General features: G+C 75.9%; 28 protein-coding genes. 11 read left to right on the top strand and 17 right to left on the bottom strand.

Features of this window, described 5'->3' with window-relative positions; translation table 11 throughout:
- Positions 1 to 144: 144 nt before the first annotated feature.
- From K1J50_RS14220 to K1J50_RS14210, 3 genes are read right to left on the bottom strand one after another with little or no spacing between them, the layout of a single operon-like run.
- Positions 145 to 996, bottom strand: a complete 852-nt coding sequence (locus K1J50_RS14220; protein ID WP_220118421.1) for a substrate-binding domain-containing protein — start codon at positions 994 to 996, stop codon at positions 145 to 147.
- Positions 993 to 1,757, bottom strand: coding sequence for an ATP-binding cassette domain-containing protein (locus K1J50_RS14215; RefSeq protein WP_220118420.1), 765 nt, complete (start codon positions 1,755 to 1,757; stop codon positions 993 to 995). Before K1J50_RS14215 ends, K1J50_RS14220 begins: the two co-directional genes overlap by 4 nt.
- Before the next feature lie 14 nt (positions 1,758 to 1,771).
- Entirely contained in the window at positions 1,772 to 2,476 is a 705-nt protein-coding gene (locus tag K1J50_RS14210; RefSeq protein WP_220118419.1) for an ABC transporter permease, read from the bottom strand.
- A 123-nt stretch (positions 2,477 to 2,599) separates the two neighbouring features.
- On the opposite strand from K1J50_RS14210, the gene K1J50_RS14205 reads away from it, so the two are divergent.
- From K1J50_RS14205 to K1J50_RS14180, 6 genes are all read left to right on the top strand, one after another.
- Positions 2,600 to 3,556, top strand: coding sequence for a helix-turn-helix transcriptional regulator (locus K1J50_RS14205; RefSeq protein ID WP_220118418.1), 957 nt, complete (start codon positions 2,600 to 2,602; stop codon positions 3,554 to 3,556).
- A 65-nt stretch (positions 3,557 to 3,621) separates the two neighbouring features.
- Positions 3,622 to 5,010 carry a hypothetical protein gene (locus K1J50_RS14200; protein WP_220118417.1) on the top strand — a complete coding sequence of 463 codons (1,389 nt, stop codon included), beginning with the start codon at positions 3,622 to 3,624 and terminating at the stop codon, positions 5,008 to 5,010.
- A 116-nt stretch (positions 5,011 to 5,126) separates the two neighbouring features.
- Positions 5,127 to 5,909 (top strand): imidazole glycerol phosphate synthase subunit HisF, encoded by a 783-nt coding sequence (gene hisF, locus K1J50_RS14195; RefSeq protein ID WP_220118416.1) that lies wholly within the window; start codon positions 5,127 to 5,129, stop codon positions 5,907 to 5,909.
- A 13-nt stretch (positions 5,910 to 5,922) separates the two neighbouring features.
- Entirely contained in the window at positions 5,923 to 6,522 is a 600-nt protein-coding gene (locus tag K1J50_RS14190; RefSeq protein ID WP_220118415.1) for a phosphoribosyl-ATP diphosphatase, read from the top strand.
- 21 nt (positions 6,523 to 6,543) lie between these two features.
- A complete protein-coding gene (locus K1J50_RS14185; protein ID WP_220118414.1) occupies positions 6,544 to 6,936 on the top strand; it encodes a histidine triad nucleotide-binding protein in 393 nt (130 codons plus the stop codon).
- Positions 6,937 to 7,077: 141 nt separating this feature from the next.
- Positions 7,078 to 7,929 carry a SirB1 family protein gene (locus tag K1J50_RS14180; protein WP_220118413.1) on the top strand — a complete coding sequence of 284 codons (852 nt, stop codon included), beginning with the start codon at positions 7,078 to 7,080 and terminating at the stop codon, positions 7,927 to 7,929.
- Positions 7,930 to 8,007: 78 nt separating this feature from the next.
- On the opposite strand, the gene K1J50_RS14175 is transcribed toward K1J50_RS14180, so the two are convergent.
- Entirely contained in the window at positions 8,008 to 8,280 is a 273-nt protein-coding gene (locus tag K1J50_RS14175; RefSeq protein WP_220118412.1) for a hypothetical protein, read from the bottom strand.
- Between the two features lie 319 nt (positions 8,281 to 8,599).
- On the opposite strand from K1J50_RS14175, the gene K1J50_RS14170 reads away from it, so the two are divergent.
- Complete coding sequence (locus K1J50_RS14170; protein WP_220118411.1) at positions 8,600 to 9,463, top strand: tripartite tricarboxylate transporter substrate binding protein; 864 nt, start codon at positions 8,600 to 8,602, stop codon at positions 9,461 to 9,463.
- A gap of 21 nt (positions 9,464 to 9,484) precedes the next feature.
- Here the strand turns inward: K1J50_RS14170 and K1J50_RS14165 are convergent, their stop codons facing one another.
- Positions 9,485 to 11,377, bottom strand: coding sequence for an ABCB family ABC transporter ATP-binding protein/permease (locus K1J50_RS14165; protein ID WP_369413610.1), 1,893 nt, complete (start codon positions 11,375 to 11,377; stop codon positions 9,485 to 9,487).
- A 176-nt stretch (positions 11,378 to 11,553) separates the two neighbouring features.
- On the opposite strand from K1J50_RS14165, the gene K1J50_RS14160 reads away from it, so the two are divergent.
- Complete coding sequence (locus tag K1J50_RS14160) at positions 11,554 to 12,225, top strand: hypothetical protein (RefSeq protein ID WP_220118409.1); 672 nt, start codon at positions 11,554 to 11,556, stop codon at positions 12,223 to 12,225.
- A gap of 56 nt (positions 12,226 to 12,281) precedes the next feature.
- A complete protein-coding gene (locus tag K1J50_RS14155; protein WP_220118408.1) occupies positions 12,282 to 13,145 on the top strand; it encodes an NUDIX hydrolase in 864 nt (287 codons plus the stop codon).
- Positions 13,146 to 13,157: 12 nt separating this feature from the next.
- Here the strand turns inward: K1J50_RS14155 and gluQRS are convergent, their stop codons facing one another.
- Positions 13,158 to 14,015, bottom strand: coding sequence for a tRNA glutamyl-Q(34) synthetase GluQRS (gluQRS, locus tag K1J50_RS14150; protein WP_220118407.1), 858 nt, complete (start codon positions 14,013 to 14,015; stop codon positions 13,158 to 13,160).
- A gap of 55 nt (positions 14,016 to 14,070) precedes the next feature.
- Between gluQRS and K1J50_RS14145 the strand changes: the two genes are divergently transcribed.
- The gene (locus K1J50_RS14145; RefSeq protein ID WP_220118406.1) at positions 14,071 to 14,745 is read left to right on the top strand and encodes an alpha/beta hydrolase; all 675 of its coding nucleotides are present in this window, start codon (positions 14,071 to 14,073) and stop codon (positions 14,743 to 14,745) included.
- Between the two features lie 154 nt (positions 14,746 to 14,899).
- Positions 14,900 to 15,460 (top strand): HNH endonuclease, encoded by a 561-nt coding sequence (locus tag K1J50_RS14140; protein ID WP_220118424.1) that lies wholly within the window; start codon positions 14,900 to 14,902, stop codon positions 15,458 to 15,460.
- Here the strand turns inward: K1J50_RS14140 and K1J50_RS14135 are convergent.
- From K1J50_RS14135 to rpsA, 11 genes are all read right to left on the bottom strand, one after another.
- Entirely contained in the window at positions 15,427 to 16,785 is a 1,359-nt protein-coding gene (locus K1J50_RS14135) for a bifunctional folylpolyglutamate synthase/dihydrofolate synthase (RefSeq protein ID WP_369413609.1), read from the bottom strand. The genes K1J50_RS14140 and K1J50_RS14135 overlap by 34 nt on opposite strands.
- On the bottom strand, positions 16,782 to 17,741 hold the full coding sequence (gene accD, locus K1J50_RS14130) for an acetyl-CoA carboxylase, carboxyltransferase subunit beta (protein ID WP_220118405.1): 960 nt from the start codon (positions 17,739 to 17,741) through the stop codon (positions 16,782 to 16,784). The genes K1J50_RS14135 and accD overlap by 4 nt, the downstream gene beginning before the upstream one ends.
- A gap of 106 nt (positions 17,742 to 17,847) precedes the next feature.
- Positions 17,848 to 18,807 carry an FkbM family methyltransferase gene (locus tag K1J50_RS14125; RefSeq protein ID WP_220118404.1) on the bottom strand — a complete coding sequence of 320 codons (960 nt, stop codon included), beginning with the start codon at positions 18,805 to 18,807 and terminating at the stop codon, positions 17,848 to 17,850.
- Positions 18,804 to 19,640: a tryptophan synthase subunit alpha gene (gene trpA / locus K1J50_RS14120; protein ID WP_220118403.1), complete on the bottom strand. Its 837-nt coding sequence runs from the start codon at positions 19,638 to 19,640 to the stop codon at positions 18,804 to 18,806. The genes K1J50_RS14125 and trpA overlap by 4 nt, the downstream gene beginning before the upstream one ends.
- Positions 19,637 to 20,857 carry a tryptophan synthase subunit beta gene (gene trpB / locus K1J50_RS14115; RefSeq protein WP_220118402.1) on the bottom strand — a complete coding sequence of 407 codons (1,221 nt, stop codon included), beginning with the start codon at positions 20,855 to 20,857 and terminating at the stop codon, positions 19,637 to 19,639. Before trpB ends, trpA begins: the two co-directional genes overlap by 4 nt.
- A gap of 96 nt (positions 20,858 to 20,953) precedes the next feature.
- Positions 20,954 to 21,610, bottom strand: a complete 657-nt coding sequence (locus K1J50_RS14110) for a phosphoribosylanthranilate isomerase (RefSeq protein ID WP_220118401.1) — start codon at positions 21,608 to 21,610, stop codon at positions 20,954 to 20,956.
- Positions 21,607 to 22,344 carry an orotidine-5'-phosphate decarboxylase gene (pyrF, locus tag K1J50_RS14105; RefSeq protein ID WP_369413608.1) on the bottom strand — a complete coding sequence of 246 codons (738 nt, stop codon included), beginning with the start codon at positions 22,342 to 22,344 and terminating at the stop codon, positions 21,607 to 21,609. Before pyrF ends, K1J50_RS14110 begins: the two co-directional genes overlap by 4 nt.
- Before the next feature lie 7 nt (positions 22,345 to 22,351).
- The gene (locus K1J50_RS14100) at positions 22,352 to 22,714 is read right to left on the bottom strand and encodes a lipopolysaccharide assembly protein LapA domain-containing protein (RefSeq protein ID WP_220118400.1); all 363 of its coding nucleotides are present in this window, start codon (positions 22,712 to 22,714) and stop codon (positions 22,352 to 22,354) included.
- A gap of 94 nt (positions 22,715 to 22,808) precedes the next feature.
- Complete coding sequence (locus K1J50_RS14095; protein WP_220118399.1) at positions 22,809 to 23,174, bottom strand: integration host factor subunit beta; 366 nt, start codon at positions 23,172 to 23,174, stop codon at positions 22,809 to 22,811.
- Between the two features lie 85 nt (positions 23,175 to 23,259).
- A complete protein-coding gene (gene sppA, locus K1J50_RS14090; RefSeq protein ID WP_220118398.1) occupies positions 23,260 to 24,186 on the bottom strand; it encodes a signal peptide peptidase SppA in 927 nt (308 codons plus the stop codon).
- 94 nt (positions 24,187 to 24,280) lie between these two features.
- The gene (gene rpsA, locus K1J50_RS14085) at positions 24,281 to 26,020 is read right to left on the bottom strand and encodes a 30S ribosomal protein S1 (protein ID WP_220118397.1); all 1,740 of its coding nucleotides are present in this window, start codon (positions 26,018 to 26,020) and stop codon (positions 24,281 to 24,283) included.
- Positions 26,021 to 26,237: the final 217 nt, after the last annotated feature.

Raw genomic sequence — 26,237 nt, 5'->3', positions numbered from 1 at the left:
ATGCTTCAATCGCCTCAAGCATTTCCGCCGCATCGCCACACGCTTCGACAAGCTCGCACGCAACTACCTCTCCACCGTCGCCCTCGCCGCCATCCGGCTGTGGACACGGTTTGAGTCCAGGACCTAGGCCGCGCGGGCCGCGCGTCAGGGAGGCTGCCCGTCCGCCTCCGGCAGCGCGTCGGGAAGGAACAGGGGCTCCCCCCCGATCCGGTAGTCCGCGATCGCCCGCTGCCCCTCCGGCGAGACCAGCCAGTCCGCGAGGGCCCGCGCATCGGCGTGGCGCACGTGCGGATGGCGCGCCGGGTTGACCAGGATGACGCTGTAGGGATTGCGCAGGCGCGGATCGCCCTCGACAAGCAGGCGCAGCGTCCCGCGGTTGCGGAAGGCGAGCCAGGTTCCGCGATCGGACAGCACATAGGCCTCCTGCGCCGCCGCCGCGTTCAGCGTCGGACCCATGCCCTGGCCGAGGGCGCGGTACCAGCGGCCGTCGCGCGCCGCCGCGGCGGGGTCGAGCCCGGCCGCCCGCCACAGCGCGAGCTCCGCCCCGTGGGTGCCGCTGCGGTCGCCGCGCGAGACGAAGGGCGCGCGCGCCGCGGCGATGCGCCGCAGCGCCGCCGCCGCGTCCCGCATCCCGGCGATGCGCGCCGGATCGGCGGCGGGGCCGACCAGCACGAAATCGTTGCGCATCACCGCGCGCCGCCCGATGCCGTGGCCCTCGGCGACGAACCGCGCCTCGGCCTCGGGGTCGTGCACCAGCACCGCATCGGCGTCGCCGCGCCTCGCCACGTCGAGCGCCTGGCCGGTGCCGAGCGCGACCACCCGCACCGCGATGCCGGTTTGCCGCGTGAACAGCGGCAGGAGGTGGCGGAACAGGCCGGACTGCTCGGTCGAGGTGGTGGAAGCGAGGAGGACGCTTCGCGGCTGCGCGCCGGCGGGCGGGGCGAGGCCGGCGAGGCAGAGCCCCAGCGCGGCCCGCCGCGGCAGGGCGCGCCTCATGCGAGCAGCTCCCCGCGCAGGAACGCCGCGGCCTCCGGCGCGCGGGGAGCGGCGAAGAAGCGTTCGGCGGGCGCGTGCTCGACCACCCGGCCGCGGTGCAGGAACAGGACATCGCCGGCCAGCCGCCGCGCCTGCGCGAGATCGTGGCTGGTCATCACCACCTTGGTCCCCGCCGCGGCGATGTCGCGCACGATCGCCTCCACCGCGCGGGTGGCGGCGGGGTCGAGATTCGCCGTGGGCTCGTCGAGGAAGAGCACCTCCGGCGCCAGCGCCGCGGCGCGGGCGAGCGCGAGGCGCTGCTGCTCGCCGCCGGAGAGCCGCCGCGCCGGCCGCTCGGCGAGATGGGCGAGGCCGACGCGGGCGAGCGCCGCGCGCGCCCGCGCCGCCCGCTCGGTCCGCGGCAGCCCGGCCAGGGCCAGCGGATAGGCGACATTGGCGAGGGCCGAGCGGCGCAGCATCACCGGCCGCTGGAACACCATCGCCTGGCGGCGGCGCGCCTCCTCCGGGGGCGCCGCCCAGGCGACGCGGCCGGCCTGCGGCACGAGCAGGCCGTGCAGCAGGCGCAGCAGCACGCTCTTGCCGGCGCCGTTCGGCCCGACCACCAGGGTCGGCAGCCCCGCCGCGATCGTGAAATCCACCCCGCGCAGGATCTTCTGCCCGCCGGCGGCATAGCGCAGCCCGGCGACGCGCAACGGCAGGATCGAGGCGCAGCGCGGCCCCTCGGCCGCGCCGCCGGTGGCACCGGGAGGACGCAGGAGCATCGGCGCTCCCGGCCTCACGCCGCCCGCCGCGCGGCGGCGTCGCGCAGGAGCTGCACCGCGGCGTTCACGGCCAGCACGATCGCCATCAGCACCGCCCCGAGGGCAAGCGCGAGCGGCAGGTCGCCCTTCGCCGTCTCGAGCGCGATCGCCGTCGTCATCACCCGGGTGAAGCCCTCGATGTTGCCGCCGACGATCATCACCGCCCCGACCTCGGCGGAGGCGCGGCCGAAGCCGGCGAGCAGCACGGTGGCGAGGGCGAAGCGGCCGTCGCGCAGCAGGGTCGGCACGGCGCGCCAGGGACCGGCGCCGAAGGAGCGGAGCTGCTCGGCGTACTCCTCCCACATCGCCGCGAGCACCTGGCGGGAGAGGGCGGCGAGGATCGGCGCGATCAGCACCGCCTGGGCGAGCACCATCGCCGCCGGCGTGAACAGCAGCCCGAGCCCGCCGAGCGGGCCGGAGCGCGAGAGGAGCAGGTAGATCGCGAGGCCCGCCACCACCGGCGGCAGCCCCATCAGCGCGTTGAGCGCCACGATCACGGCGCGGCGGCCGGGAAAGCGCGCCACCGCGAGCAGCGCGCCGAGCGGCAGGCCGACCAGGGCGGCGAGCAGGACGGCGGCGGCGCTGACCGCGAGCGAGAGGCGGACGATGCCGAGCAGCGCCGGATCGCCCGAACCGATCAGCCGCAGCGCGATCGCGAACGCGGTGCCGAAATCCTCCACCGCCGGGCGCCCTCCCCGCGCGCCGCCCTTCCGACAGGGGGCCCCGCTCCGCGCGGGGGCGGGCGGCCGCGGGCGGAAGCTGCTAAGGGCAGGGGCCAGCGTCAAGCGGGCGTCGTCGCGGCCATGGCGAAATCTGCCGGAGAATTCCGGAATCTGCCGGATGTCCTGACCCTGCGCGAGGCGGCGGGCTTCCTGCGCCTGTCCGAACGCCGCCTCTACGATCTCGCCCGCGCCCGCCGCGTCCCCGCCGCGCAGCTCGGCGGCAAGTGGCTGTTCCCGCGCGCCGCGCTGGAGCGCTGGCTGCTGCGCGCGGCCGACCCGGAGGGGCTGCTCGCCGCCGCGGCGACGCCCGGACCGGCCGCGGGCGGACCCGCCGCCAGCCCGCCACCGATCATCGCCGGCAGCCACGATCCGCTGCTCGACTGGGCGGTGCGCCAGTCCGGCTGCGGCCTCGCCCTGCGCGCCGGCGGCAGCCTCGACGGGCTCGATGCCCTGGCGCGCGGCGAGGCGGCGGTCGCCGCCACCCATCTGCGCGACCCCGACAGCGGCGAGTTCAACCGCCCGGCGGCGTGCGACGCGCTCGGCGCGGTTCCCGGCGAGGGCGTGGTCGGGCTCGTCTGGGCCTGGCGCGAACAGGGGCTGATCCTGCCGCCGGGCAATCCGCTCGGCCTCGCGACGGTGGCCGACCTGGCGCGCCCCGGCGTGCGCGTCATCGGCCGGCAGCGGCGCGCGGGGAGCCACCTCGCCCTGCTGCACCTGCTCGCCGAGGCGGGGCTGCGGCTCGAGCAGGTCGCCTTCCTCCCCGAGCCCGCCCTGGCCGAGGACGAGGTCGCCGCCGCGGTGGCCGAGGGCCGTGCCGAGGCCGGGTTCGGCATCCGCGCCGAGGCCGAGATCCGCGGCCTCGCCTTCGTGCCGCTGCTGCGCGAGCGCTTCGACCTGGTGATGCGCCTGCGCACCCATGTCGAGCCGCCGGTGCAGGCGCTGCTCGCCTTCGCCCGCGGGGCGGCGTTCCGCGCCCGTGCCGCCCGGCTCGGCGGCTACGACGTCGCGGCCACGGGAACGGTGGCGTTCGTGATCTGAGGCCGGCCCGCGGCGCCGGGCGCCGAGGCTTGCACGGGCGCCGCGGCGCCGCCACTCCTTGGGGGATGCGTCGGCCGGGCTTCCTCCTCCTCGCCCTGACCTCGCTGCTGCCCGCCCTGCCGGGCGGAGCGCGGGAGGCGGGCGCCCAGGAGCTCGCGGGGCACGGCGGACCGGTGCGGGCCCTGGCGCTGACGGCCGACGGCGGCCTCGCCTCGGCCGGGTTCGACCGGTCGGTGATCCTCTGGACCCCCGCGGCCGGACGGGCGCGCGCCGTCCTGCGCTGGCACGCCGGGGCGGTGAACGCGCTGGCGGCCCTGCCCGACGGCCGCCTCGCCAGTGCCGGCGAGGACGGCCGCATCGCGCTGTGGCGGATCGCGGGCGACGGCGCCATTCCGCGCGAGGCGGCGCCCGAGCGGGTGCTGGCCGCGCTCGATGCCCCGGTGGCGGCGCTCGCCGTCTCCCCCGACGGGCGCCGCCTCGCGGCGGCGGTGTGGGACGGCACGGCGCGGGTCTGGGTCCTGCCGGCGGACCCGGCGGCGGGCGAGGGCGCGCCCGCGCCGCGCGTGCTCGAGGGCCATGCCGGCCCGGTGAACGGCGTCGCGTTCCGTGGCGACGGCACGCTGGCCACGGCCGGCTACGACGGCACCGTGCGGCTCTGGCCGGCGGCGCCCGGCGCGCCGCCCCGGCTGCTCGGCGCCTATGGCGTGCCGCAGAACGCCCTGGTCGCGCTGCCGGACGGCGGGCTCGCCGCCGCCGGCGCCGATGGCACGATCCGCCTGATCGCCCCGCCCCCGGCCGATGGCGGCGTGGAGGCGGCCGGCCCGCCACGCACCCTCTCCGCCGGCGCGCGCCCGCTGGTCGGGCTCGCGGTCGCGCCGGACGGGCGGACGCTGGCCGCGGCGAGCCTCGGCGGCAGCGTCGCGCTGTGGCGCCTGCCGGAAGGCCGGCTGCTGCGCACCCTGGAAGGGCCCGGCCATCCCTTCTGGTCGGTGCTGTTCACCGCCGACGGGACCGGCCTCTGGACCGGCGGCGCGGACCGCCGCGTGCGGCGCTGGGACGTCGCCACCGGGCGGGCCGTCGGCGGCGGTCCCGCCGAAGCCGAACCGCCGGAGGAGGCCGCCGCCTTCGCCGCCGCCGCGGCCGCCGAGCCGCACGGCGCCCGCGTCTGGCGCGCCTGCGCCGTCTGCCACGCGCTGACCGAGGCCGGCGGCGCCAGCCGCGCCGGGCCGCACCTCGCCGGCCTGTTCGGGCGGCGCATGGGCGGCGTGGCGGGCTATCCCTATTCCGAGCGCCTCCGGCGCGGCGACATCGTCTGGACCCGCGAGACGGTCGCCGACCTGTTCACCCGCGGGCCGGAAGCGGTGACGCCGGGGACGCGGATGCCGGAGCAGACGGTCGGCAACGCCGAGGACCTCTCCGCCCTGCTGCGCTTCCTGGAACTGGCGACGCGATAGGAAACGCCCGGCCGGGCGCCGCGGCCCTTGACCGCGCCGGCATTCCACCCCACGCCTCCCCACCCCGCCCGCGGACAGGCTCCGCCGCGGCGCGGCCAGCCCGGGACGCCATCGCCATGCTCGCCCTCCGCATCATCCCCTGCCTCGACGTCAAGGACGGACGGGTGGTCAAGGGCGTGAACTTCGTCGCCCTGCGCGACGCCGGCGACCCGGTCGAGCAGGCCCGCGCCTACGACGCCGAGGGGGCCGACGAGATCACCTTCCTCGACATCGCCGCCTCCGCCGAGAACCGCGCCACCATGCTCGACGTGGTGGCGCGCACCGCGGCGGAGGTGTTCATCCCCCTCACCGTCGGCGGCGGGGTGCGCTCGCTCGAGGATGTGCGCCGCCTGCTGCTCGCCGGCGCCGACAAGGTCAGCATCAACTCCGCCGCCGTCGCCGAGCCGGACCTGGTCCGCCGCGCCGCGGAGGCCTTCGGCAGCCAGGCGATCGTCGTCGCCATCGACGCCAAGCGGGTGGCGCCCGGCCGGTGGGAGGTGTTCACCCACGGCGGGCGCCGCCCGACCGGCCTCGACGCCGTCGCCTGGGCCCGGCGCATGGCCGAATCGGGCGCCGGGGAGCTATTGCTGACCTCGATGGACCGCGACGGCACCAAGGCCGGCTTCGACCTCGACCTGCTGCGCGCCGTGCGCGCCGCGGTGCGGGTGCCGATCGTCGCCTCGGGCGGCGTCGGCACCGCGGATCACTTCGTCGAGGGCGCGCGGGCGGGCGCCACGGGGCTGCTCGCGGCCAGCGTGTTCCACTACGGGGAGATGCGCATCGCGGACGCCAAGGCGGCGCTTGCCGCCGCCGGCCTGCCGGTGCGGCCGATCCCGCGCGGCGCGGCGCGGGCCGCCTGAGGGACGGAGAGGGATGGGAAAGGACGCCAAGCGGCGCAAGAAGCGGCAGGCGAACGGGGCGACGGGCAGCACCGGCGCGGCCGGGCGCGCAAAGCCGCGCGGCGCCACCGCCCCCAAGCGGAAGAGGAAGGCCGCCGCCGCGGCGGCGCTGCCGCTCCCGCCGGGGGTGCCGGCGCTGCCGGTGCCCCCGCCGGAGGGCACGCTGCTGGCCGAGGGCCGCCACCTCGCGCCCTACGAGCCGCCTCCCTCCGCGGCGACGGCGGCGATCCTCGATTCGCTGTGGCAGACCGTCGAGGCGCGGCGCGTGCAGGGCGACGTCGCGCGGTCGCATTCGGCCCGGCTGATCGCCCGCGGCACGGCCAAGGTCGCGCAGAAGCTCGGCGAGGAGGCGGTGGAGTGCGTCATCGAGGCGACGCAGGGGCACCGCGAGGGGACGGTGATGGAAAGCGCCGACCTGCTCTACCACCTCGTCGTCGTCTGGGTGAACGCCGGCATCCGGCCCGAGGAGGTCTGGGCCGAGCTCGCCCGCCGCCAGGGCATCAGCGGCATCGCCGAGAAGGCCGCGCGCCCGCAGGGCATCCTCGAGTCGGCGGGGACGCGCAAGCTGCCGTGAGCAAGGAGGGATGAGGCGAGGATGAGCACCACGACGACACCCGCCTACGACGACAACAACGTCTTCGCCCGCATCCTGCGCGGCGAGATCCCGTGCCGGCGTGTCTACGAGGACGAGTTTGCCCTGGCCTTCCACGACATCAACCCGCAGGCGCCGGTGCACGTGCTGGTGATCCCGAAGGGCCGCTGGGTGAGCTTCGCCGACTTCTCCGCCGGCGCTTCGGCGCAGGAGATCGCCGGGTTCTGGCGCGCGGTCGGCGAGGTGACGCGCCGGCTCGGCATCGCGGCGCGGGGCTACCGCCTGCTCAGCAATGTCGGCGCCGATGGCGGGCAGGAGGTGCCGCATTTCCACGTGCACCTGTTCGCCGGGCGGCGGCTCGGCCGGATGGTGGCGAAGGCCCCGGAGGAGGGCTGAGCGCCGCCGGCGGCGGCCGGGAGAGCGAGCCCGGCCCGCAGGGGCGCCGCCCCTGCCGCCCCGGCGTGACGGCGGCGCTCCCGCCCCGCCGGACGGCGGGCGCTTGAACCGCGCGCGGCGGACGACAACACTTCCTCCGCCATGTCCCTCACCCCCGAGGCCGAAGCCCGCGCCGCCCTCGAAGCCGCCGGCCGGCTGCCGGACTCCGAACTCGACCTCGCCGGCGTGGCGCTGCAGCTCGCCCGCATCGACTCGCCGGCCGCCGACTGGCGCGGCGTGGCGGCGCATCTCTCGGACCTGGCCCGTGCCGCGGTGGAGGCCGCCGCTTCCGACCCGGAGGCCGACGCCGGGGATCTCGACCGCCGCCGCGCCGTCCTCGCCGAGGTGATCCACGGCCGCTTCGGCTACGCCGGCGACACCGAAACCTATGACGATCTCGTCAACGCCAACCTGATCCGGGTGGTCGAGCGCCGCCGCGGCCTGCCGGTCGCGCTCGGCATCCTCTGGCTGCACGCCGCCGAGGCCGCCGGCTGGGGCGCGCACGGCATAGACTTCCCGGGCCACTTCCTGATCGCGCTGGAGGGCGGGCGCGCCCAGGCGGTGGTGGACGTGTTCGCCGGCGGCGCCGCGCTCACCGCCCCCGACCTGCGCGCCCTGCTCAAGCGCTTCGGCGGCGAGCGCGCGGAGCTGCGCCCGGGCCTGCTGCTGCCCATGGCGCGGCGGGACGTGCTGCTGCGGCTGCAGAACAACATCAAGCTGCGCCGCCTGCGCGCCGGCGACCTCGCGGGCGCGCTGGTCTGCACCGAGGACATGCTGCGCCTCGCGCCCGATCATGCGGGGCTGTGGCGCGAGGCGGCGATGATGAACCGGCGGCTGGAGCGGATCGGCGCGGCGCTGGCCTGCCTCGACCGCTTCCTCGAGCTCTGCCCCGAGGGCGAGCAGGCCGCCCGCATGCGCGCCGTCGCCGAGGAGCTGCGCCACCGGCTGAACTGAGCCCGGCCGCGCGGCGGCCCGCCCCGGCCCGGCGCGCCGGGTCCGGCGGCCCGGCCTCCGGCCCCCGGGAGCGAAGCCCTACAGCGCCGTCCCGCCCTGCGGCGGAGGCGCGGTGTTGTAGGCCTCGCGCAGCTCCCCGCTCTCGACCGAGGCGAGGGCGCTCCGCAGCACCTGGGCGATCGCCCGGTCGTCCATCGTCCGCGCCAGCAGGCCGAGCGTGCCGCCGAGCAGCGCCGAGGCGATCGAGATGGGCGCGATGTTCTGCTCCATCATGTACTCGATGGCCTTGTCCACGACCGAGCCGGCGTGGCTCAGATCCTCCGGTGCCACGCCCTGGGGGTCCTGCTGCATGCGGCGCACTCCTTGTCCTCCCCCGCAGGTAGGACGCGGAAGGCCTGGCGCAAAGCCCGCCGCGGCGGGCCGCCCGGGGCTGCACCCCCTCGCCCTGCGGACCGGCTAGACTTTCAGCCGGGGCCGCCGCCAGGGGCGGCCGAGGGGAGGAGACGATCCGATGCCGGAGTGGAGGGAACGAGGCGCGGGCCTGCCCCGCCGCGCATGGCTCGCCGGGGCCGCGGCCGCATTGGCCGCGCCCGCCGGCGCTGCGGCGCAGGGAACGGCGGCGCCCGGCGGCGGCGCGGCGGCGTGGGCGCCCACCCGGCCGATCCGCCTGGTGGTGCCCTATCCGCCGGGCGGCGGCACCGACGTGGTCGCGCGCTGGGTCGCGCGCGAGCTGACGCCGCGGATCGGCCAGCCCGTGGTGGTGGAGAACCGCCCCGGCGCCAACGGCATCGTCGCCATGCAGCACGTCCAGGGCGCGCCGGCGGACGGCCATACCCTGGTCATGACCACCGCCGACACGGTCTCGGTCAATCCCTACGTCTACCGCCGCCTGCCCTACCGGCCGGAGGCCTTCGTCCCGGTCGCGGCGGTGACGCGGCTGATCTTCGCCCTGGTCGTGCGGCCCGGCTTCGGCGCCGGCGATGCGCGCGCCTTCGTCGCCCGCGCCAAGGCGGCCGGCACGCCCGTCACCTTCGCCTCCTGGGGCGTGGCCAGCACCTCGCAGGTGATGATGGAGAGCCTGCGCGCCGAGGCCGGGTTCGACGCGCAGCACGTGCCGTTCCAGGGCGCCGCCCCGGCAGTGCAGGCGATGCTCGCCGAGCAGGTGGACGCGATGATGATGCCGGTCGGGCTCGCGCTCGCGCAGGGGGGACGGCTGCGCATCCTCGGCGTGGCCTCGCACGCGCGCTTCCCCGGCGCCGCCGAGGTGCCGACGCTGATCGAGCAGGGCTTCCGCCTCGCCGCCGACCTCTGGATGGGCGTGCTGGGGCCGCCCGGCCTGCCGGCGGCGGCGGCCGACCGCATCTCCGCGGCGGTGCAGGAGTTCGTGCGCGCGCCCGAGGCGGCGGCCTTCTTCACCCCGAACGGGATGGTGGCGCACGTCGCCGACCGCGCGGCCTTCGCCGCGACGATCCGGGCCGACGACGCGCTCTGGCGCGAGCGGGCGGAGCGGCTGGGGGTGAAGCTCGACGAGTGAGGGCGGCGGACCGGCCCGCCCTCATTTCGCCGCTTCCGCCTCCGCCGGCGCCGCCGTGGCCTCCTCCGCGGGCGGGCGGCCGAGGCCCGCCGCGGCCTGCGCCGCCGCGGCCTCCTCGGCCTTCGCCAGCGCCTGCGCCTGGCGGCGCCACATCTCGGCGTAGAGGCCGCCCGCGGCGAGCAGCGCCGCGTGGTTGCCGCGCTCCACCACCCTCCCGTCCTGCAGCACGATGATCTCGTCCGCCTCGACCACGGTGGAGAGCCGGTGCGCGATCACCAGCGTGGTGCGGTCGCGCGAGACCTGGCGCAGCGCCGCCTGGATCTCCTGCTCGGTGCGGGTGTCGAGCGCGCTCGTCGCCTCGTCGAGGATCAGGATGCGCGGATCCTTGAGGATGGTGCGCGCGATCGCCACGCGCTGCTTCTCCCCGCCCGAGAGCTTGAGGCCGCGCTCGCCCACCATCGTGTCGTAGCCCTCCGGCAGGCGCAGCACGAAGTCGTGCACCTGGGCGAGCCGCGCGGCGCGCACGATCTCCTCCTGCGACGCGTCGGGGCGGCCGTAGGCGATGTTGTAGCCGATCGTGTCGTTGAACAGCACCGTGTCCTGCGGCACGACGCCGATCGCGGCGCGCAGCGACTGCTGCTGCACCGTGCGGATGTCCTGCCCGTCCACCAGGATGCGCCCGCCGGTGACGTCGTAGAAGCGGAACAGCAGGCGCGAGATGGTGGACTTGCCCGCCCCCGTCGGCCCGACGATGGCGAGCGTCCTCCCCGGCGGCACGGTGAAGGACACGCCCTTGAGGATCTCGCGGTCCGGCCGGTAGCCGAAATGCACGTCCTCGAAGCGCACCTCGCCCGGCCCCGGCGCGAGCGGCGGCGCGCCCGGGGCGTCGGCGACCTCCCTCTGCTCGCGCATCAGGGCGAACATCGCCTCCATGTCGGTCAGCGACTGCTTCATCTCGCGATAGACGAAGCCGAGGAAGTTGAGCGGCAGGTAGAGCTGGATCAGGTAGGTGTTGACCAGCACGAAGTCGCCCACGGTCATCTCCCCGCGCGCGACGCCCTGGCCCGCCATCAGCATCACCGCGGTCAGGCCGAGGGCGATGATCGTCGCCTGGCCGGCGTTGAGCAGGTTCAGCGTGACCTCCGAACGGATGTAGGCGCGCTCGTAGCGGGCCAGCGAGGCGTCGTAGCGCCGCGCCTCGTGCTCCTCGTTGCCGAAGTACTTGACCGTCTCGTAGTTGAGCAGGGAGTCGATCGCCTTGGTGTTGGCGTCCTGGTCGGTCCTGTTCATCTCGCGCCGGAAGCGCAGGCGCCAGTCGGTGAACAGCAGGGTGAAGGCGACGTAGATCCCGATCGTGCCGAGCGTCACCGCGGCGAAGGAGAGGTCGAACATCCCCCACAGCACCAGCGCCACCGCCGCGATCTCGAGGATCGTCGGGATGATGGTGAACAGCATGAAGTCGAGCACGAAGGTGATGCCCCGCGTGCCGCGCTCGATCACGCGCGACAGGCCGCCGGTCTGGCGGTCGAGGTGGAACCGCAACGAGAGCGCGTGCAGGTGGCGGAACACCTCGAGGGCGATGCGCCGCGCCGCCCGCGCCTGGACCCTGACGAACACCGCGTCGCGCAGCTCGCCGAAGGCCGAGGCGGCGATGCGCAGCAGCCCGTAGCCGAGGATCAGGGCGAGCGGAATCGCGGCGACGGCCCCCGCGCCGCCCTGCGGCGTCAGCGCGTCCACCGCCCGGGCGTAGGCGATCGGCACCAGGACGTTGGCGACCTTGGCGAGGACGAGGAAGAGGAGGGCGAGGACGACGCGCGCGCGCAGGCCGGGCTCGCCCGGCGGCCAGAGCCAGGGGGCGAGGGCGAGCAGGGTCCGGAAGTGGCTGCGGGGTTCGGTCGGGGCGGCAGGGGGCACGAAGGTCTCCGGTCCGCGCGGGGTAGCCGGCTGGCGAGTGGGGGATAGAGGCGCGGTTGCCAGCCAGAGCTTGGCACGCCGCCGCCCTTCGGCAAGCCGGACCGCATGGCGGGGAGGCTTCCCGAACCCGCGCGGCCGGGGCATACTTGGCTCCGCTGCCGATCGAGGACCCTCCCATGGCACTCCCCGGGGTGGACGAGGGCGCCAAGCGGGCGCTCGTGGCCGAACTCGTGCGCGGCGTGCAGCCGCTGGCGCGCAACTGGGCGATCGCCGGCTCGGCCGCCATGGCCGCCGTGCGCAAGCGCATGCCGCTCGGGGCCGGCAACCGCTTCATGTCCGACCCCGGCGCCTTCCGCGGCGGCTTCGACCCGCTCGGCCTCGTCACCTTCGCGAGCGAGCTGCGGCGCGTCGTGCGGTCGGAACTGGCGAACCGCGAGATCGACGCCCTGCTCGACAGCTGGAACATAGACCTCAACGACACCACCCGCCCCACCGACCCGAAGCGCATCCTGGTGGCGGAGAACACCGGCTACCTCGCCCTCACCCAGGGCGGCGGCAACTGCCAGTACCAGGCCGCCGCCACCTTCCTGGTGCTGAAGGCCGCCGGGGTGCGGCCGGTGGACGTGATCTACATCTTCACCCGCAACGGCACGCCGCGGCACGCCGTCTGCGTCATCGGCATCCAGGACGGCTTCCCCAACCCGTGCGAGCCCGAGATCGCCCGCTGGCAGCCGAGCGCGGTGGTCGCCGACACCTGGGAGACGGACCACACGGAGCCCGTCTCCGCCCTCACCGCGCGCTACCCGGCCCACGCGCACCGCTTCCTCTCCTTCGCGCGCTTCGCCTGAGGGCGGCGGGGCGGGCCGCACCTCGCGCCCGGCCCGGCCGCGCGCTACAGGAGGGCATGCCCTCGCCCTTCGCCCGCCACATCGCGGCCTGCAACAACCTCGCCTCGCCGGCGCATCTCGTGCCCTTCCGCATCGCCGGGCAGCAGGTCGGCTGGCTGTCGCGCGACCTCGCCCGCGCGCTCGCCTTCTGGCCGCGGGAGTTCCACTTCGACGCGCAAGGCGTCTCCCTCGCCGCCCGGCTGCGCAGCCCCGCCGCGCGCACGGAGGCGCTGGCGGGCGTCTGCGAGCGCCTCGCCCGGCGCGGCTTCTTCCGCCTGCGCGGCGAGGCCTTCGACGTGCGTGCGACGCCGGACGGGCCGGCGCTCGCCACGCTCGACCGCGGCGCGCTGCCCGCCTTCGGCGTGATCTCCCAGGGCGTGCACGTGAACGGCCTGGTGCGCCGCGGCGACGGGCTGCATCTCTGGGTCGGCTGGCGGTCGCGCGACAAGAGCGTCGCGCCGGGCCAGCTCGACAACCTGGTCGCCGGCGGCATCCCGGCGGGCCTCACCGCCGAGCAGACGCTGCTCAAGGAGGCGGCGGAGGAGGCGAGCGTGCCGCCCGCCCTCGCGGCGCAGGCGCGCCGCGTCGGCCGCGTCTCCTACGTCATGGCGCAGGCGGAGGGCGGGCTGCGGCGCGACGTGCTGCACTGCTACGACCTCGCGCTGCCGGAGGACTTCGTGCCGCGGCCGAACGACGACGAGGTGGAGCGCTTCGAGCTCTGGCCGGCGCGGCGGGTGCTGGAGGCCGTGCGCGACACCGATCAGGTGAAGTTCAACGTCAACCTGGTGCTGCTCGACCTGTTCCTGCGCGAGGGGCTGATCGCCCCCGACTCGGCCGAGGGCAGGGAGCTGCGCGCGGGCCTCGACCAGGGGCCGGCGTAGGCCGCCGGCGCCTCAGTCCGGGAAGCCCGCCATCGCCCGCACCTCGGCCGGCGTGCGCCCGGCCGCGCGCAGCGCGCGCAGGGTCGCCGCGCGGTCGCGCTTGGCGAGGCGCCGCCCCTCCGCGTCGGTCAGCAGCCGGTGGTGCGCGTAGGCCGGCTCCGGCCAGCCCATCAGCGCCTGCAGCAGCCGGTGCAGGTCGGTCGCCGGGCGCAGGTCCTCGCCGCGCGTGACCAGCGTCACGCCCTGTAGCGCGTCGTCGTGGGTGACGCAGAGGTGGTAGCTCGCCGGCACGTCCTTGCGCGCCAGCACCACGTCGCCGAAGCGCGCCGGGTCGCAGCGCACGCGGCCCGCGCCGCGCTCCGCGTAGCTCAGCGGCCCCGGCGCCGCAGCGAGCGCGCGCGCCATGTCGAGCCGCAGCGCGTAGGGCTCGCCGCGCGCGATCCGCGCCGCCCGCTCGGCCGCGGAGAGGTGCCGGCAGGTGCCGGGATAGAGCGGCCCGTCCGGCCCGTGCGGCGCGTGGGCCGCGGCGGCGACCTCGCGCGCGATCTCGGCGCGGGTGCAGAAGCAGGGGTAGAGCAGCCCGCGCCCGGCCAGCGCCTCGAGCGCCGCGCGGTATTCGCCGAGATGCGCCGACTGCACCCGCACCTCGCCGTCCCAGTCGAGTCCGAGCCAGGCCAGGTCCTCGAGGATCGCCGCCGCGAACTCCGGGCGGCAGCGGCCCGGATCGATGTCCTCGAGCCGCAGCAGGAACCGGCCGCCGGGAGCGGCGCGCGCCAGGCGCCAGCCGAACAGCGCCGCATGGGCGTGGCCGAGATGCAGGAACCCCGTCGGGCTGGGGGCGAAGCGGGTGACGACCGGGCTTGCCGGCATGGCGCATCCCGGGTAGCGGGAGCGAAGAGGGGAGGGAAGGGCAGGGCAGCGGCCGATGGCGGACCCGCAGCAGCTCGACGGCCCCCGCTGGGGTCCGCGATCCGGCGGCGCGCCGCGCCAGCTGGTCGTGCTGCTGCACGGCGTCGGCGCCGACGGGCACGACCTGATCGGCCTCGCCCCGCGCTGGTCGCAGGCGGTGCCGGAGGCCGCCTTCGTCGCCCCGCACGCCCCGTTCCCCTGCGAGGGCGCCCCCTTCGGATGGCAATGGTTCGGCATCGAGGACCGCACCCCCGCACGCCTGGAGGCCGGCGTCCGGCTCGCCGCCGCGGTCCTGGAGCGCTTCCTCGCGGCCGAGCTCGCCCGCCACGGCCTGCCTCCGGCGGCGCCGCTCGCCCTGATGGGCTTCAGCCAGGGGGCGATGACGGCGCTGTTCGCGGGGCTGCGCCGCCGCCCGCCCCCCGCGGCGATCCTGGCCTATTCCGGCGCGCTGCTCGCGCCCGAGTCGCTCGCCGTCGAGCGCGCGGGGCGCCCGCCGGTCCTGCTGGTGCACGGCGAGGCGGACGAGACCGTCCCCGCGGCGGCTAGCCGGGCCGCAGAGCAGGCGCTGCGCGCGGCCGGCGTGCCGGTGGAGGCGTATTACGCGCCGCGCCTCGGCCACGGCATTGACGAGGCCGGACTCGCCCTGGGCGCATTGTTCCTGCAGCGGGCCTTCTCCGTGACGGCGCGGTGAAACGGGGCGGGCCCCGGTTGCGGCGCCGAACGTCCGGTGGCATGAATGGCCCGAGACGCGGCGGCGCCACAGCATCTGGGGCCTGCGCGCCGTGCCGGAGCCCCGAAGCTGGCCGGCTCGTCGCCGAGAGGAGCGGCGCTTGCCAGACGGCAGTATTCCCGCCGGGGAGAGGCACTTTCCCGCGCTCGTCCTGAACGCGGACTTCCGGCCGCTCTCCTATTTCCCGCTGTCGGTCTGGTGCTGGCAGGACGCGGTCAAGGCGGTGTTCCTCGACCGCGTCGCGGTGCTCAGCGAATACGATCACGAGGTCCGTTCCCCCAGCCTGACGATCCGCCTGCCCAGCGTGATCGCGCTGAAGGAGTACATCCCGGCGGCGCGCCGCCCGGCCTTCACGCGCTTCAACGTGTTCCTGCGCGACCGCTTCGAGTGCCAGTACTGCGCCGAGCCGCGCCCGACCCAGGACCTGACCTTCGACCACCTGATCCCGCGCAGCCGCGGCGGGCGGACGACCTGGGACAACGTCGTCACCGCCTGCGGCCCCTGCAACCTGCGCAAGGGCAACCGCCTGCCGCAGGAATGCAGGATGTTCCCGCGCCGCCCGCCGCGCCAGCCCACCACCTGGGAGCTGCAGGAGAACGGCCGCAGCTTCCCCCCCAACTACCTGCACGAGAGCTGGCGCGACTACCTGTACTGGGACGCCGAGCTGGAGAGCTGAGGAACCGGGGCGGCCGCCGCGTCCGCCTTCAGCACCTCGCCCGCCAGGTAGAGGCTGCCGCAGACCAGCACCCGCGCCGGCGGCCCGTCCTTCGGCAGCGCGTCGAGCGCCGCCGCGACCGTCGGCCCGGGACGGGCGACGCCGCCGCTCGCCGCGACGATCGCCGCGACCGGCATCGCCTGGTGCTGGTCCGGCTCCGCCACCGCCCAGAGCGTGTCGGCGAGCGGCAGCAGCGGGTGCAGGAACGCCGCCGCCTGCTTCGAGCCCTTCATGCCGACAATCAGGTGCAGCGGCCGGTCGCGCCAGCCGCGCAGGTGCGCGGCGAGCGCGAGCCCGGCGCCGGCATTGTGCCCGCCGTCGAGCCACAGCTCCCATCCCGCGGGCAGGCGCGCCGCCAGCGCGCCCTGCAGCCGCTGCATCCGCGCCGGCCACTCGGCGCGCGCCACGCCCGCCGCGATCGCGGCGTCGGTCAGCCAATCGGGATTCCACGCCCGCAGCGCGGCAATGGCGATGCCGGCATTGTCGGCCTGGTGCGCCCCAGGCAGCGCGGGCGGCGGCAGGTCGAGCGCGCCGCGCGCGTCGGCGTAGCGCAGCCCGCCCCCCGCGGGCGCGATCGTCCAGTCCCGCCCGCGCGCGAGCAGCGGCGCGCCGAGCTCCGCCGCGCGCGCCTCGATCACGCGCAGCGCCGCCGGGTCCTGCAGGCCGGTCGCGCAGGGCACGCCGGGCTTGAGGATGCCGGCCTTCTCGAAGGCGATCTTCTCCAGCGTGTTGCCGAGGAACTCCATGTGGTCCAGGGAGACGCTGGCGATCGCCGTCGCCGCCGGGCGGTCCACCACGTTGGTCGCGTCGAGGCGCCCCCCGAGTCCGACCTCGAGCACCAGCAGGTCCGCCGGCACACGGGCGAAGAGCAGCAGCGCGGCGGCGGTGATCACCTCGAAGACGGTGAGCGGCGCGCCGGCGTTCGCCCGCTCGACCTCCTCCAGCGCCGCCGCGAGCGCCTCGTCCTCGACCAGCCTGCCGGCGAGGCGGATGCGCTCGTGGAAGCGCACGAGATGCGGCGAGGTGTAGACATGCGCGCGCCGCCCCGCAGCCTCGGCGATCGCGCGCAGGAAGGCGCAGGTCGAGCCCTTGCCGTTGGTCCCCGCCACGTGCACCACCGGCGGCAGGCGCCGCTCCGGGTGGCCGAGCGCGGCGAGCGCGCGGCGCATCCGGTCCAGGCTGAGGTCTATCAGCACCGGATGCAGCGCGTGCAGCCGGGCGACGATCGCCTCGCTGCGCCCCGCCGGAGGCTGGGCGGCGAGGGCGGCGGCGGCCCTCGCGCTCACGCGGCCGGCGACGCCGGCGGCTTCGCGGCGTCCCCGCCGTTCTCGGGCGCGGGCAGCGCCATGCGCGGCGCCGCGGCGCTGCCGGCCTCGCCCTCCGCCACGGCGCGCTCCGGCTCGCGCAGGAGCCCGATCAGGCGCGCGAGCGTGGCGCGCATCTCGGAGCGCTTCACCACCATGTCGAGGATGCCGTGCCGGAGCAGGTACTCGGCGCGCTGGAAGCCCTCGGGCAGCTTCTCCCGCACCGTCTGCTCGATGACGCGCGCGCCGGCGAAGCCGATCAGCGCGCCGGGCTCGGCGATGTGGATGTCGCCGAGCATGGCGAAGCTCGCGGTGACGCCGCCCGTGGTCGGGTCGCACAGCACCACGATGTAGGGCAGGCCCGCCTCCTTCACCATGCGCGTCGCGATCACGGTGCGCGGCATCTGCATCAGCGAGATCGCGCCCTCCTGCATCCGCGCCCCGCCGGAGGCGGTGAAGACGATCAGCGGCGCGTCCTGCAGCACGGCGAGCTTGGCCGCGGTGACCAGCGCCTCGCCGACGCCGGCGCCCATCGAGCCGCCGAGGAAGGCGAACTCGAACGCCGCAACGACGGCGCGCCGGCCCTCGATGGTGCCGTGCGCGACCAGCACCGCGTCGTCCATCTGCAGGCGCGACTGCGCCTCCTTCAGCCGGTCGAGATAGCGCCGCTGGTCGCGGAAGCGCAGCGGATCCTGCGGCATCTTCGGCAGCTCGATGCGCTGGAAGCCCTCGTCCAGCGTGTACTTCAGCCGCTGCATCGCGCCGATGCGCATGTGGTGGCCGCAATGCGGGCAGACGTGCAGCGCGCGCTCGAGGTCGCGGTGGAAGATCATCTGCTCGCAGGCCGGGCACTTGTGCCAGAGGTTGTCCGGCACCTCCTTCTTGGCGCCGAACAGCGTCTGGATCTTCGGCAGCGCCCAGTCGCTGATCCAATTCATCGCACCCACCCTGCCATGCGGCAGGCAGGCAGTAGGGGCGCCGGGCGGGGCGGGTCAACCCCGGCCTCGCGGCCGGGACGGGGGCGGCCGGCGGCGACGCCCCGCCTCATCCCGCCCGGAACAGGAGGTCGAGATGCGCCATGCCGGGGGGCAGGCGGCCCGAAGCTGCCGCCTCCCGGTCGCAGTCCTCCCAGAAGGCGAGCAGCGCGGCGGGCGAGGCGACCGGCGCCTCCCGCCCGTCGTGGCGGATCGCCGTGACGCCGGAGGGCGCGGCGAGGGCGAAGATCTGCGCCGCGAAATCCGCGGGATCCGTGCCGCCATGCGCGCGCAGGCAGCGCGGGTTGAACTCGCAGAGCACCCAGGGCCGGTGCCGCGCCAGCGTGCGCGCGAGACCGCGCAGCGCCCGCGGCTCGTGCCCCTCGATGTCTAGCTTCACCAGGTCCATGCGCGGCTCGCCGCCGAGCACGTCGTCGCCAGGCAGCGCCTGCGCCATCACATCGGTCGTGCCGGCCGCGACGAGATAGCCGTTGGAGCCGCCCTGCAGGGCGAACACCGCGGGCGCGTCCGAGAGGGCGAGCGGGAACAGCCGGACCTGCGCGAAGCCGTTGGCCGCCACGCCCTGCAGGAACAGCGCGGCGTTGGCCGGATCGGGCTCGAAGGCGATGACCTTGCCCGCGGGCCCGACCAGGCGCGCCGCGCGGAAGGCCATGACGCCGACATTGGCGCCGACGTCCACGAACACCGCGCCGGGCGCGAGATGGCGGGCGAGCGCCGCGGCGACGTGCGGCTCCCACTGCCGGTGCCGCGCGATGTGGGCGCCGAAGGCCGGCTCCTCCGGATCGACGACGACGACCGCCCCGCCGATGTCCACCTGCGCCCGCCGCCGGCGCGCCTTGCCGCGGAACTCCTCCGAGGCGAGGAGGATCTCGCGCAGCCGCGCGAAGCTCAGCTTCCCCGCCGCGGCCTGCCGCCCGTAGTGCGCAAGCCCGTCCGGGTCGGGCTCGCGGTCGAGCAGCAGCCGGTAGGCGGCGCGGATGTCCGCGGGGCCCGGCGGCGGAAGCGTCACCCGCCCCCGCTGCGGGCCGCGCCCCGCACCGCCTCCGCCAGCACGCGCACCTGGTCCAGCACTTGCCGCACCGTGTCCGGCCGCGCGCGTCCCGCCGCGTCCAGGCTCGCCGCCAGCGTGTCCACCAGCGCCGAGCCGACCACCGCGGCGTCGGCGATGCGCACCGCCTCCGCGGCCTGCTCCGGCGTGCGGATGCCGAAGCCGATGGCGAGCGGCAGGTCGGTGTGGCGGCGCAGCCGGGCGACCGCCCCGCGCAGGTGCTCGGCGGTCGCGCTGCGGGTGCCGGTGATGCCGGTGATCGAGATGTAGTAGACGAAGCCCGAGGTGGCGGCGAGCACGCGCGGCAGCCGCGCCTCGTCCGTCGTCGGCGCGACCAGGCGGATCAGGTCGAGCCCCTGCGCCCTCGCCTGCGGCTCGATCTCGTCCGCCTCCTCCGGCGGCACGTCCACCACGATCAGCCCGTCCACGCCGGAGGCCGCCGCGTCGGTGCAGAAGCGCGCGACGCCGTAGGCGAGGATCGGGTTGAAGTAGCCCATCAGCACCACCGGCGTCGCCGGGTCCTGGGCGCGGAAGTCGCGCACCAGCGCGAGCACGCCGGCGAGCGTCGCCCCGGCCTTGAGCGCGCGCAGGCCGGCGCGCTGGATCGAGGGGCCGTCCGCCATCGGGTCGGTGAAGGGCACGCCGATCTCGATCAGGTCCGCCCCCGCGCCCGGCAGCCCGCGCAGGATGGCGAGCGAGGTCGCGGGATCGGGATCGTAGCCCTCGACGAAGGTGATCAGCGCCCCGCGGCCCTCGCGCCGGAGCACGGCGAAGCGTTCGGCGATGCGGCTCACAGCGCGACCCCGAGATGCTTCGCCACGGTGAAGATGTCCTTGTCGCCGCGGCCGGAGAGGTTGAGCACGATGATCCCGTCCTTCGGCATGGTCGGCGCGAGCTTGATCACCTGCGCCAGCCCGTGCGCCGATTCCAGCGCCGGGATGATGCCCTCGAGCCGCGAGCAGAGCTGGAACGCTTCCAGCGCCTCCTCGTCGGTGGCGGCGACGTACTTCACCCGCCCGATCTCGTGCAGCCAGGCGTGCTCCGGGCCGATGCCGGGGTAGTCGAGACCGGCGGAGATCGAGTGCGCCTCCCGGATCTGCCCGTCCGCGTCCTGCAGCAGGTAGGTGCGGTTGCCGTGCAGCACGCCGGGCCGGCCGCGGTTGAGCGAGGCGGCGTGCTCCCCGGTGTCGAGGCCGCGCCCGGCCGCCTCCACGCCGTACATCGCCACGCCCGGATCGTCGAGGAAGGGGTGGAACAGCCCCATCGCGCTCGACCCTCCGCCCACGGCGCAGACCAGCGCGTCGGGCAGCCTCCCCTCGGCGGCGAGGATCTGCGCGCGCGTCTCCTCGCCGATCACGCACTGGAAGTCGCGCACCATCGCCGGGTAGGGGTGGGGCCCGGCGACGGTGCCGATGCAGTAGTAGGTGTCGTGGACGTTGGCCACCCAGTCGCGCAGCGCCTCGTTCATCGCGTCCTTGAGCGTCGCGGCGCCGGCGGCGACGGGGCGCACCTCCGCGCCGAGCAGCTTCATGCGGAACACGTTGGGCTGCTGCCGCTCGACGTCGGTCGCGCCCATGTAGACGACGCACTTGAGGCCGAAGAGGGCGCAGGCGGTGGCGGTGGCGACGCCGTGCTGCCCCGCGCCGGTCTCGGCGATGATGCGCTTGCGCCCCATGCGCCGCGCCAGCAGGATCTGCCCGAGCACCGCGTTGATCTTGTGCGCGCCGGTGTGGTTGAGCTCCTCGCGCTTGAAGTACACCTTGGCGCCGCCGAGGTGCTCGGTGAGGCGGCGCGCGAACCAGAGGGGCGAGGGACGGCCGACATAGTCCTTCAGCAGCGCGCGCCATTCCGCCAGGAACTGCGGATCGCGCCTGGCCGCCTCGTAGGCCCGCTCGACCTCGAGGATGAGGGGCATCAGCGTCTCGGCGACGAAGCGGCCGCCGAAGCCGCCGAAACGGCCGCGGGCGTCGGGCCCCTGGCGGAGGGAGTTGGGCGGCGGAGGCGTGTTCACGGCGGCGGCGTTCCCCGGGCTCGGCCGCCCGTCATAGCGCCGGGGGGGCGGGGGCGGAAGCGGACCGCCGCCGCCCCGCGAGGCCCGGAAGCTGTCTCAGCCGGCGCGCGGCGGGCGCCCCTTCGCGGCCGCGACGAAGCGTGCGACCAGCGCCGCGTCCTTGACCCCCCGCGCCCGCTCCACGCCGGAGGAGACGTCCACGCCGGGCGCGCCGCTCTCGCGGATCGCCCGCGCCACGTTCTCCGGCGTCAGCCCGCCGGCGAGCAGCCAGGGGCGCGGGATCGCGCGGCCGGCGGTGAGCGTCCAGTCGAAGGACTCCGCATTGCCGCCGGGAAGCGCCGCCGCCGCCGAAGGCTTGGCGTCGAGCAGCAGGCGGTCCACCGCCGCCGCGTAGTCCGCCAGCGCGTCGAGATCCTCCGCCCGCGCCACCCCCAGCGCCTTCATCACCGGCACGCCGAAGCGCGCGCGGACCGCGGCGCAGCGCTCCGGCGTCTCCGCCCCGTGGAGCTGGATCAGGTCGAGCGGCAGCGCTGCCAGCACCGCCGCGATCTCCGCATCCGCCGGGTCCACGAACAGGCCCACGCGCAACGGCGCCCCGCGCGGCGCGCGCGCCGAGAGCGCGGCCGCCTCGGCCGGCGTCACCGCGCGCGGACTGGGCGGATAGAAGACGAAGCCGACCGCGTCCGCGCCGGCCGCTGCCGCAGCGTCCATCGCCGCCGCGTCGTTGACGCCGCAGATCTTGACGAAGGTCACGCCGGCAGCGCCTCCGCGATCGCCCGCGCCGCCGCCGCGGGGTCCGCCGCGCCGGTGATCGGCCGGCCGACCACGATCCAGTCCGCGCCCGCGCGCACCGCCTCCTCCGGGGTCGCCACCCGCGCCTGGTCGCCCCTGGCGGCGCCCGGGGGGCGAACCCCGGGCACCACGAGGAGCGGCGCCGCGCCGAGCGCGTCGCGGAGGCGCGCCACCTCCTGCGGCGAGCACACCACCCCGTCCGCCCCCGCCTCGAGCGCGAGCCGCGCCAGGCGCAGCACCTGCTGCACCGGCCCGCCCGCGACGCCGGTCGCGGCGAGCGCCGCGGCGTCGAGACTCGTCAGCACCGTCACGGCGAGGATCGCCGGCCGCAGCACCCCGGCGCGCTCCGCCGCCTCGCGGGCGGCCGCGACCATCGCCGCGCCGCCGGCGGCGTGCACCGTGAGCATCGCCGGCCGCAGCGGCAGCACCGCGCGCACCGCGCCCGCCACCGTGTTCGGGATGTCGTGCAGCTTGAGGTCGAGGAAGACGGGAGCCGCCCGGCCGCCGCCGGCCGCCGCCAGGCGCGCCACCCCCGCCGGCCCCTGCGCGGCGAAGAATTCGAGGCCGAGCTTCAGCAGCCCGCATTCCGGCGCCAGCGCCGCGGCGAGAGCGGCGGCGCGGTCGGCCTCGGCGGTATCGAGCGCGGCGATCAGCCGCGCGCGCGGCGAGTCGGGACGGGCGATCACGGCCGCCACGCGCGCCTCACCGGCGCGCCGCCTCGGCGGGCCCGGCCAGCGCCGGCATGGCGGCCCGGGACGGCGCCTCGCCCCGCCTCTCCGCAGCGGCGGCCGCCGCCTCGCGCGCGCGCAGCGCGGCGAGCTCCGCCTCCAGCGCCTTCGCCGCGCGCTCCAGGCGCCGCGCCCGCCGGCGCGCGCCGAGCGAGGCGGCCCAGGCCACCAGGGCGCCGGCCAGGAACCCCACCGCTGCCAGCACCAGCATCGCCACGCCGACCGGCGCGACCAGGGCGAGATCGAAGGGCCACAGCCGGAGCGCCACCGCCTCGCGGTTCGACAGCGCGAACAGCACCAGCAGCACGAGCAGCGGCAGAATCAGCACCCAGCGCATTCCAAGCGCGCTCCCCTCCTCGCCCGGCGGCCGCCCCCGCCCCCCCCCGGCTCCCCCGGCGCCCCCAGGCGCCGCGCCGCGCGGGCGCGGCCGTTCAGGCCGCCGGATGCGGCACGCTGCCGCGCCGCGCCCGTGCGGGCTCCGGCGCCGCCGGCGACGCCGCCTGCGGCGCCGCGGCGGCGCCGCGGTTGATCCGCTCCCGCAGCTCCTTGCCCGCCTTGAAATACGGCACCGTCTTGCCGGCGACCGCGACGGTCGCGCCGGTGCGCGGGTTGCGCCCCTGCCGCGCCTCCCGCCGCTTGGTCGAGAAGGCGCCGAAGCCGCGCAGCTCCACCCGGTCGCCCCGCGCGAGCGCCGCGCTGATCTCCTCGAAGATGGTCGAGACGATCAGTTCCGCGTCGGGCTGGCGCAGATGCGGGTTGCTTGCCGCGAGCATCGCGATCAGTTCGGACTTCGTCATCGCGGGCGTCCCTCATCCCGGCGCGGCCGCCTCCCTGCCCCCGGCCGCCTCCCTGCGGCACCGCGGGAGCGGCGCATCGTCCGGACTAGGGGAGAGGCTGCCAGAGGGCCCGCGGAGCGTCAACCGCAAGCCATTCTGAAACCAGGGTTTTCGTGACGGAGCGGACGACCCATTCGAGCAGCCGCTCGCCGCCGCTGCGCACGTCGAGCGCGCGCACCGGCGTCTCCTCCGGAACGCCGCGTTCCGCGGCCAGCCAGCGGCGCGCCTCGCGCTCGCCGCCGATCGCGTCCACCAGGCCAAGCGCGAGCGCCTGGCGGCCGGTGAACACGCGGCCGTCGGCGATCTCGCGCACCCGCTCCAGCGGCAGGTTGCGCCCCTGCGCGACGATGGCGACGAACTGCTCGTGCATGTCGGCCACCACCCGCATGAGCTGGGCGCGCCCCTCCTCGGAGAGCGGCTGGAAGGGGCTCGGCTGGTTCTTGAACCGGCCGGAGACCAGCGTCTCCGGCCGCACGCCGAGGCGCGCGAGCAGCTCGGAGGCGTCGAAACTCTGCAGCAGCACGCCGATCGAGCCGGTCAGCGTCGCCTCCCGCGCCAGCACGCGCTCGGCCGCCATCGCCACCATCAGCCCGGCGGAGGCGGCGGTGCCGCCCATCACCGCGACCACCGGCTTGCCGTGGGCGCGGAAGCGGGCGATGGCGGCGTGCAGCGCCTCGCCGCCCGCCACGCTGCCGCCGGGGCTGTCGATGGAGACGATCAGGGCGCGCACGGCGTCGTCGCGCGCCGCGCGGTCCAGCGCCTCGATCGTGCGGCGGTCGTCGGAGATGAAGCCGCTGACCGGCAGCCGCGCGACATGGCCGCGCCCGAGCACCGCGCCTCCCGGCACGCCCTCGCCGGGGCCGAAGACGGCGAACAGGGCGAGGACGCCGAGCAGCACCGCCGCCACCCGCCAGAAGGCGAGGCGGCGCTTGAGCCGGCGGCGGTCGATCAGCAGGTCGGCTTCCAGCGACATGGACGCTTCGGCGCCAGCCCGACCCAGGGCGCCCGCGCCCGGCGCGGCCGGCATCCGACCGTCCCGGGCGCGGGGATGGGCCACGGGAAGCGGCCTACTCCTCCCCGGCCAGCTCGCGCCGGCGACGGATCGCGGCGCCGAGGATGTCGCCGAGCGAGGCGCCGGAGTCGGCCGAGCCGTACTCCTTCATCGCCTCGCGCTCCTCGTCCACCTCCTTGCCCTTGATGGTGAGGGTGAGGCGGCGGGCGGCGCGGTCGATGGCGGTCACCTTGGCGTCCACCTTCTCGCCGACGGCGAAGCGGTCCGGGCGCTGGTCGGCGCGGTCCTTGGCGAGCTCGGAGCGGCGGATGAAGCCGGTGAGCACGTCCTCGACCTTCACCTCGATGCCGTTGCTCTCGATCTTGCTGACGACGCAGGTGACGATGTCGCCCTTGCGGATGCGGTCGAGCACCTCGGCCGCCGGGTCGGCCTGGAGCTGCTTGATGCCGAGCGAGATGCGCTCCTTCTCGACATCCACGTCCAGCACCTTGGCCTTCACCACGTCGCCCTTGCGGTACTTCTGGATCGCGACCTCGCCCGGCTCGTCCCAGGAGAGGTCGGACATGTGCACCATGCCGTCGAGGTCGGGCCCGACCGCGACGAACAGGCCGAACTCGGTAATGTTGCGGATCTCGCCCTCGATCACGCTGCCCGGCGGGTGCTTCTCGAGGAACTGCTCCCACGGGTTGCCCTGCGCCTGCTTGAGGCCGAGCGAGATGCGCCGCTTCGGCTCGTCCACGTCGAGGATCACCACCTCCACCTCCTGGCTGGTGGAGACGATCTTGCCCGGATGGACGTTCTTCTTGGTCCAGCTCATCTCCGAGACGTGGACCAGGCCCTCGACCCCCGGCTCCAGCTCGACGAAGGCGCCGTAGTCGGTGATGTTGGTGACGCGGCCGGTGAACTTGGCCCCCACCGGGTACTTGAGCGCCACGCCCTCCCACGGGTCGGCCATGAGCTGCTTCATGCCGAGCGAGATGCGCTGGGTCTCCGGGTTGAACCGGATCACCTGCACCTTGACCTTCTGGCCGATCTCCAGCGCCTCGGAAGGGTGGTTGATGCGCCGCCAGGCGATGTCGGTGACGTGCAGCAGGCCGTCCACGCCGCCCAGGTCCACGAAGGCGCCGTAGTCGGTGATGTTCTTCACCACGCCCTCGAGGATCATGCCCTCCTTCAGGCCCTGCACCAGCTCGGCGCGCTGCTCGGCGCGCGTCTCCTCGAGCACGGCGCGGCGCGAGACGACGATGTTGCCGCGCGCGCGGTCCATCTTGAGGATCTGGAAGGTCTGCGGCGTGCCCATCAGGGGCGTGACGTCGCGCACCGGGCGGATGTCCACCTGGCTGCCGGGCAGGAAGGCGACGGCGCCGCCGAGATCCACGGTGAAGCCGCCCTTGACGCGGCCGAAGATCACGCCCTGGACGCGCTGGCCGGCCTGGAACGCCTTCTCGAGATTGGTCCAGGCCTCCTCGCGCCGCGCCTTCTCGCGCGAGAGCACGATCGTGCCCTCGCGGTCCTCGTAGCGCTCGACGAACAGCTCGACGATGTCGCCCGGCTTGACCTCGGGCTTCTGCCCCGGCGGGGCGAACTCCTTGAGGGGCACGCGCCCCTCGCTCTTCAGGCCGACGTCCACGATCGCGTAGTCGTCGTCCACGCGGATCACTCTCCCGGTGACGACGGTGCCGGCGAAGCCGGTGTTCGGGCCGAGGGTCGCGTCGAGCAGGGCGGCGAAGTCCTCACCCCCGGGCGGCGGCGCCTGCGGGCGGTCGTGGGTGGCGAGGCGAGTGGCGGATGCCATGTGGTTCGGTGTTTCCTGATCGCCCGGCCGCGTGGATCGCGGCCGGCGGGTCCTGCGCCCCCGGCATCGGTTGCGCCGGGCACGGCTTGGCGGCGGCGGCGTCCTCCCGGGAAGCGGCCGCAGCCCTGGTGGTTGTGGACGGACAGGCGGCCCGTCCCCGGCCGGCACGCCGGGCGCCCGGCGAATTGCTGATGCCCCGATGCGTCCAACAGCGACG

It is taken from the genome of Caldovatus aquaticus (genome assembly GCF_019458025.1).
GTDB classification, from domain to species: Bacteria; Pseudomonadota; Alphaproteobacteria; order Acetobacterales; family Acetobacteraceae; genus Caldovatus; species Caldovatus aquaticus.
Note: the sequence above shows the minus strand (reverse complement) of the source record. Positions and strands in the feature narration are given on the sequence as shown.

What these genes read in the sequence shown, in the direction of transcription:
- K1J50_RS14220 (WP_220118421.1), bottom strand. Translation starts at nt 996, where the DNA reads ATGAGGCGCGCCCTGCCGCGGCGGGCCGCGCTGGGGCTCTGCCTCGCC.
- K1J50_RS14215 (WP_220118420.1), bottom strand. Translation starts at nt 1,757, where the DNA reads ATGCTCCTGCGTCCTCCCGGTGCCACCGGCGGCGCGGCCGAGGGGCCG.
- K1J50_RS14205 (WP_220118418.1), top strand. Translation starts at nt 2,600, where the DNA reads ATGGCGAAATCTGCCGGAGAATTCCGGAATCTGCCGGATGTCCTGACC.
- K1J50_RS14200 (WP_220118417.1), top strand. Translation starts at nt 3,622, where the DNA reads ATGCGTCGGCCGGGCTTCCTCCTCCTCGCCCTGACCTCGCTGCTGCCC.
- hisF (WP_220118416.1), top strand. Translation starts at nt 5,127, where the DNA reads ATGCTCGCCCTCCGCATCATCCCCTGCCTCGACGTCAAGGACGGACGG.
- K1J50_RS14190 (WP_220118415.1), top strand. Translation starts at nt 5,923, where the DNA reads ATGGGAAAGGACGCCAAGCGGCGCAAGAAGCGGCAGGCGAACGGGGCG.
- K1J50_RS14185 (WP_220118414.1), top strand. Translation starts at nt 6,544, where the DNA reads ATGAGCACCACGACGACACCCGCCTACGACGACAACAACGTCTTCGCC.
- K1J50_RS14180 (WP_220118413.1), top strand. Translation starts at nt 7,078, where the DNA reads ATGTCCCTCACCCCCGAGGCCGAAGCCCGCGCCGCCCTCGAAGCCGCC.
- K1J50_RS14175 (WP_220118412.1), bottom strand. Translation starts at nt 8,280, where the DNA reads ATGCAGCAGGACCCCCAGGGCGTGGCACCGGAGGATCTGAGCCACGCC.
- K1J50_RS14160 (WP_220118409.1), top strand. Translation starts at nt 11,554, where the DNA reads ATGGCACTCCCCGGGGTGGACGAGGGCGCCAAGCGGGCGCTCGTGGCC.
- K1J50_RS14155 (WP_220118408.1), top strand. Translation starts at nt 12,282, where the DNA reads ATGCCCTCGCCCTTCGCCCGCCACATCGCGGCCTGCAACAACCTCGCC.
- gluQRS (WP_220118407.1), bottom strand. Translation starts at nt 14,015, where the DNA reads ATGCCGGCAAGCCCGGTCGTCACCCGCTTCGCCCCCAGCCCGACGGGG.
- K1J50_RS14145 (WP_220118406.1), top strand. Translation starts at nt 14,071, where the DNA reads ATGGCGGACCCGCAGCAGCTCGACGGCCCCCGCTGGGGTCCGCGATCC.
- accD (WP_220118405.1), bottom strand. Translation starts at nt 17,741, where the DNA reads ATGAATTGGATCAGCGACTGGGCGCTGCCGAAGATCCAGACGCTGTTC.
- K1J50_RS14100 (WP_220118400.1), bottom strand. Translation starts at nt 22,714, where the DNA reads ATGCGCTGGGTGCTGATTCTGCCGCTGCTCGTGCTGCTGGTGCTGTTC.
- K1J50_RS14095 (WP_220118399.1), bottom strand. Translation starts at nt 23,174, where the DNA reads ATGACGAAGTCCGAACTGATCGCGATGCTCGCGGCAAGCAACCCGCAT.
- sppA (WP_220118398.1), bottom strand. Translation starts at nt 24,186, where the DNA reads ATGTCGCTGGAAGCCGACCTGCTGATCGACCGCCGCCGGCTCAAGCGC.
- rpsA (WP_220118397.1), bottom strand. Translation starts at nt 26,020, where the DNA reads ATGGCATCCGCCACTCGCCTCGCCACCCACGACCGCCCGCAGGCGCCG.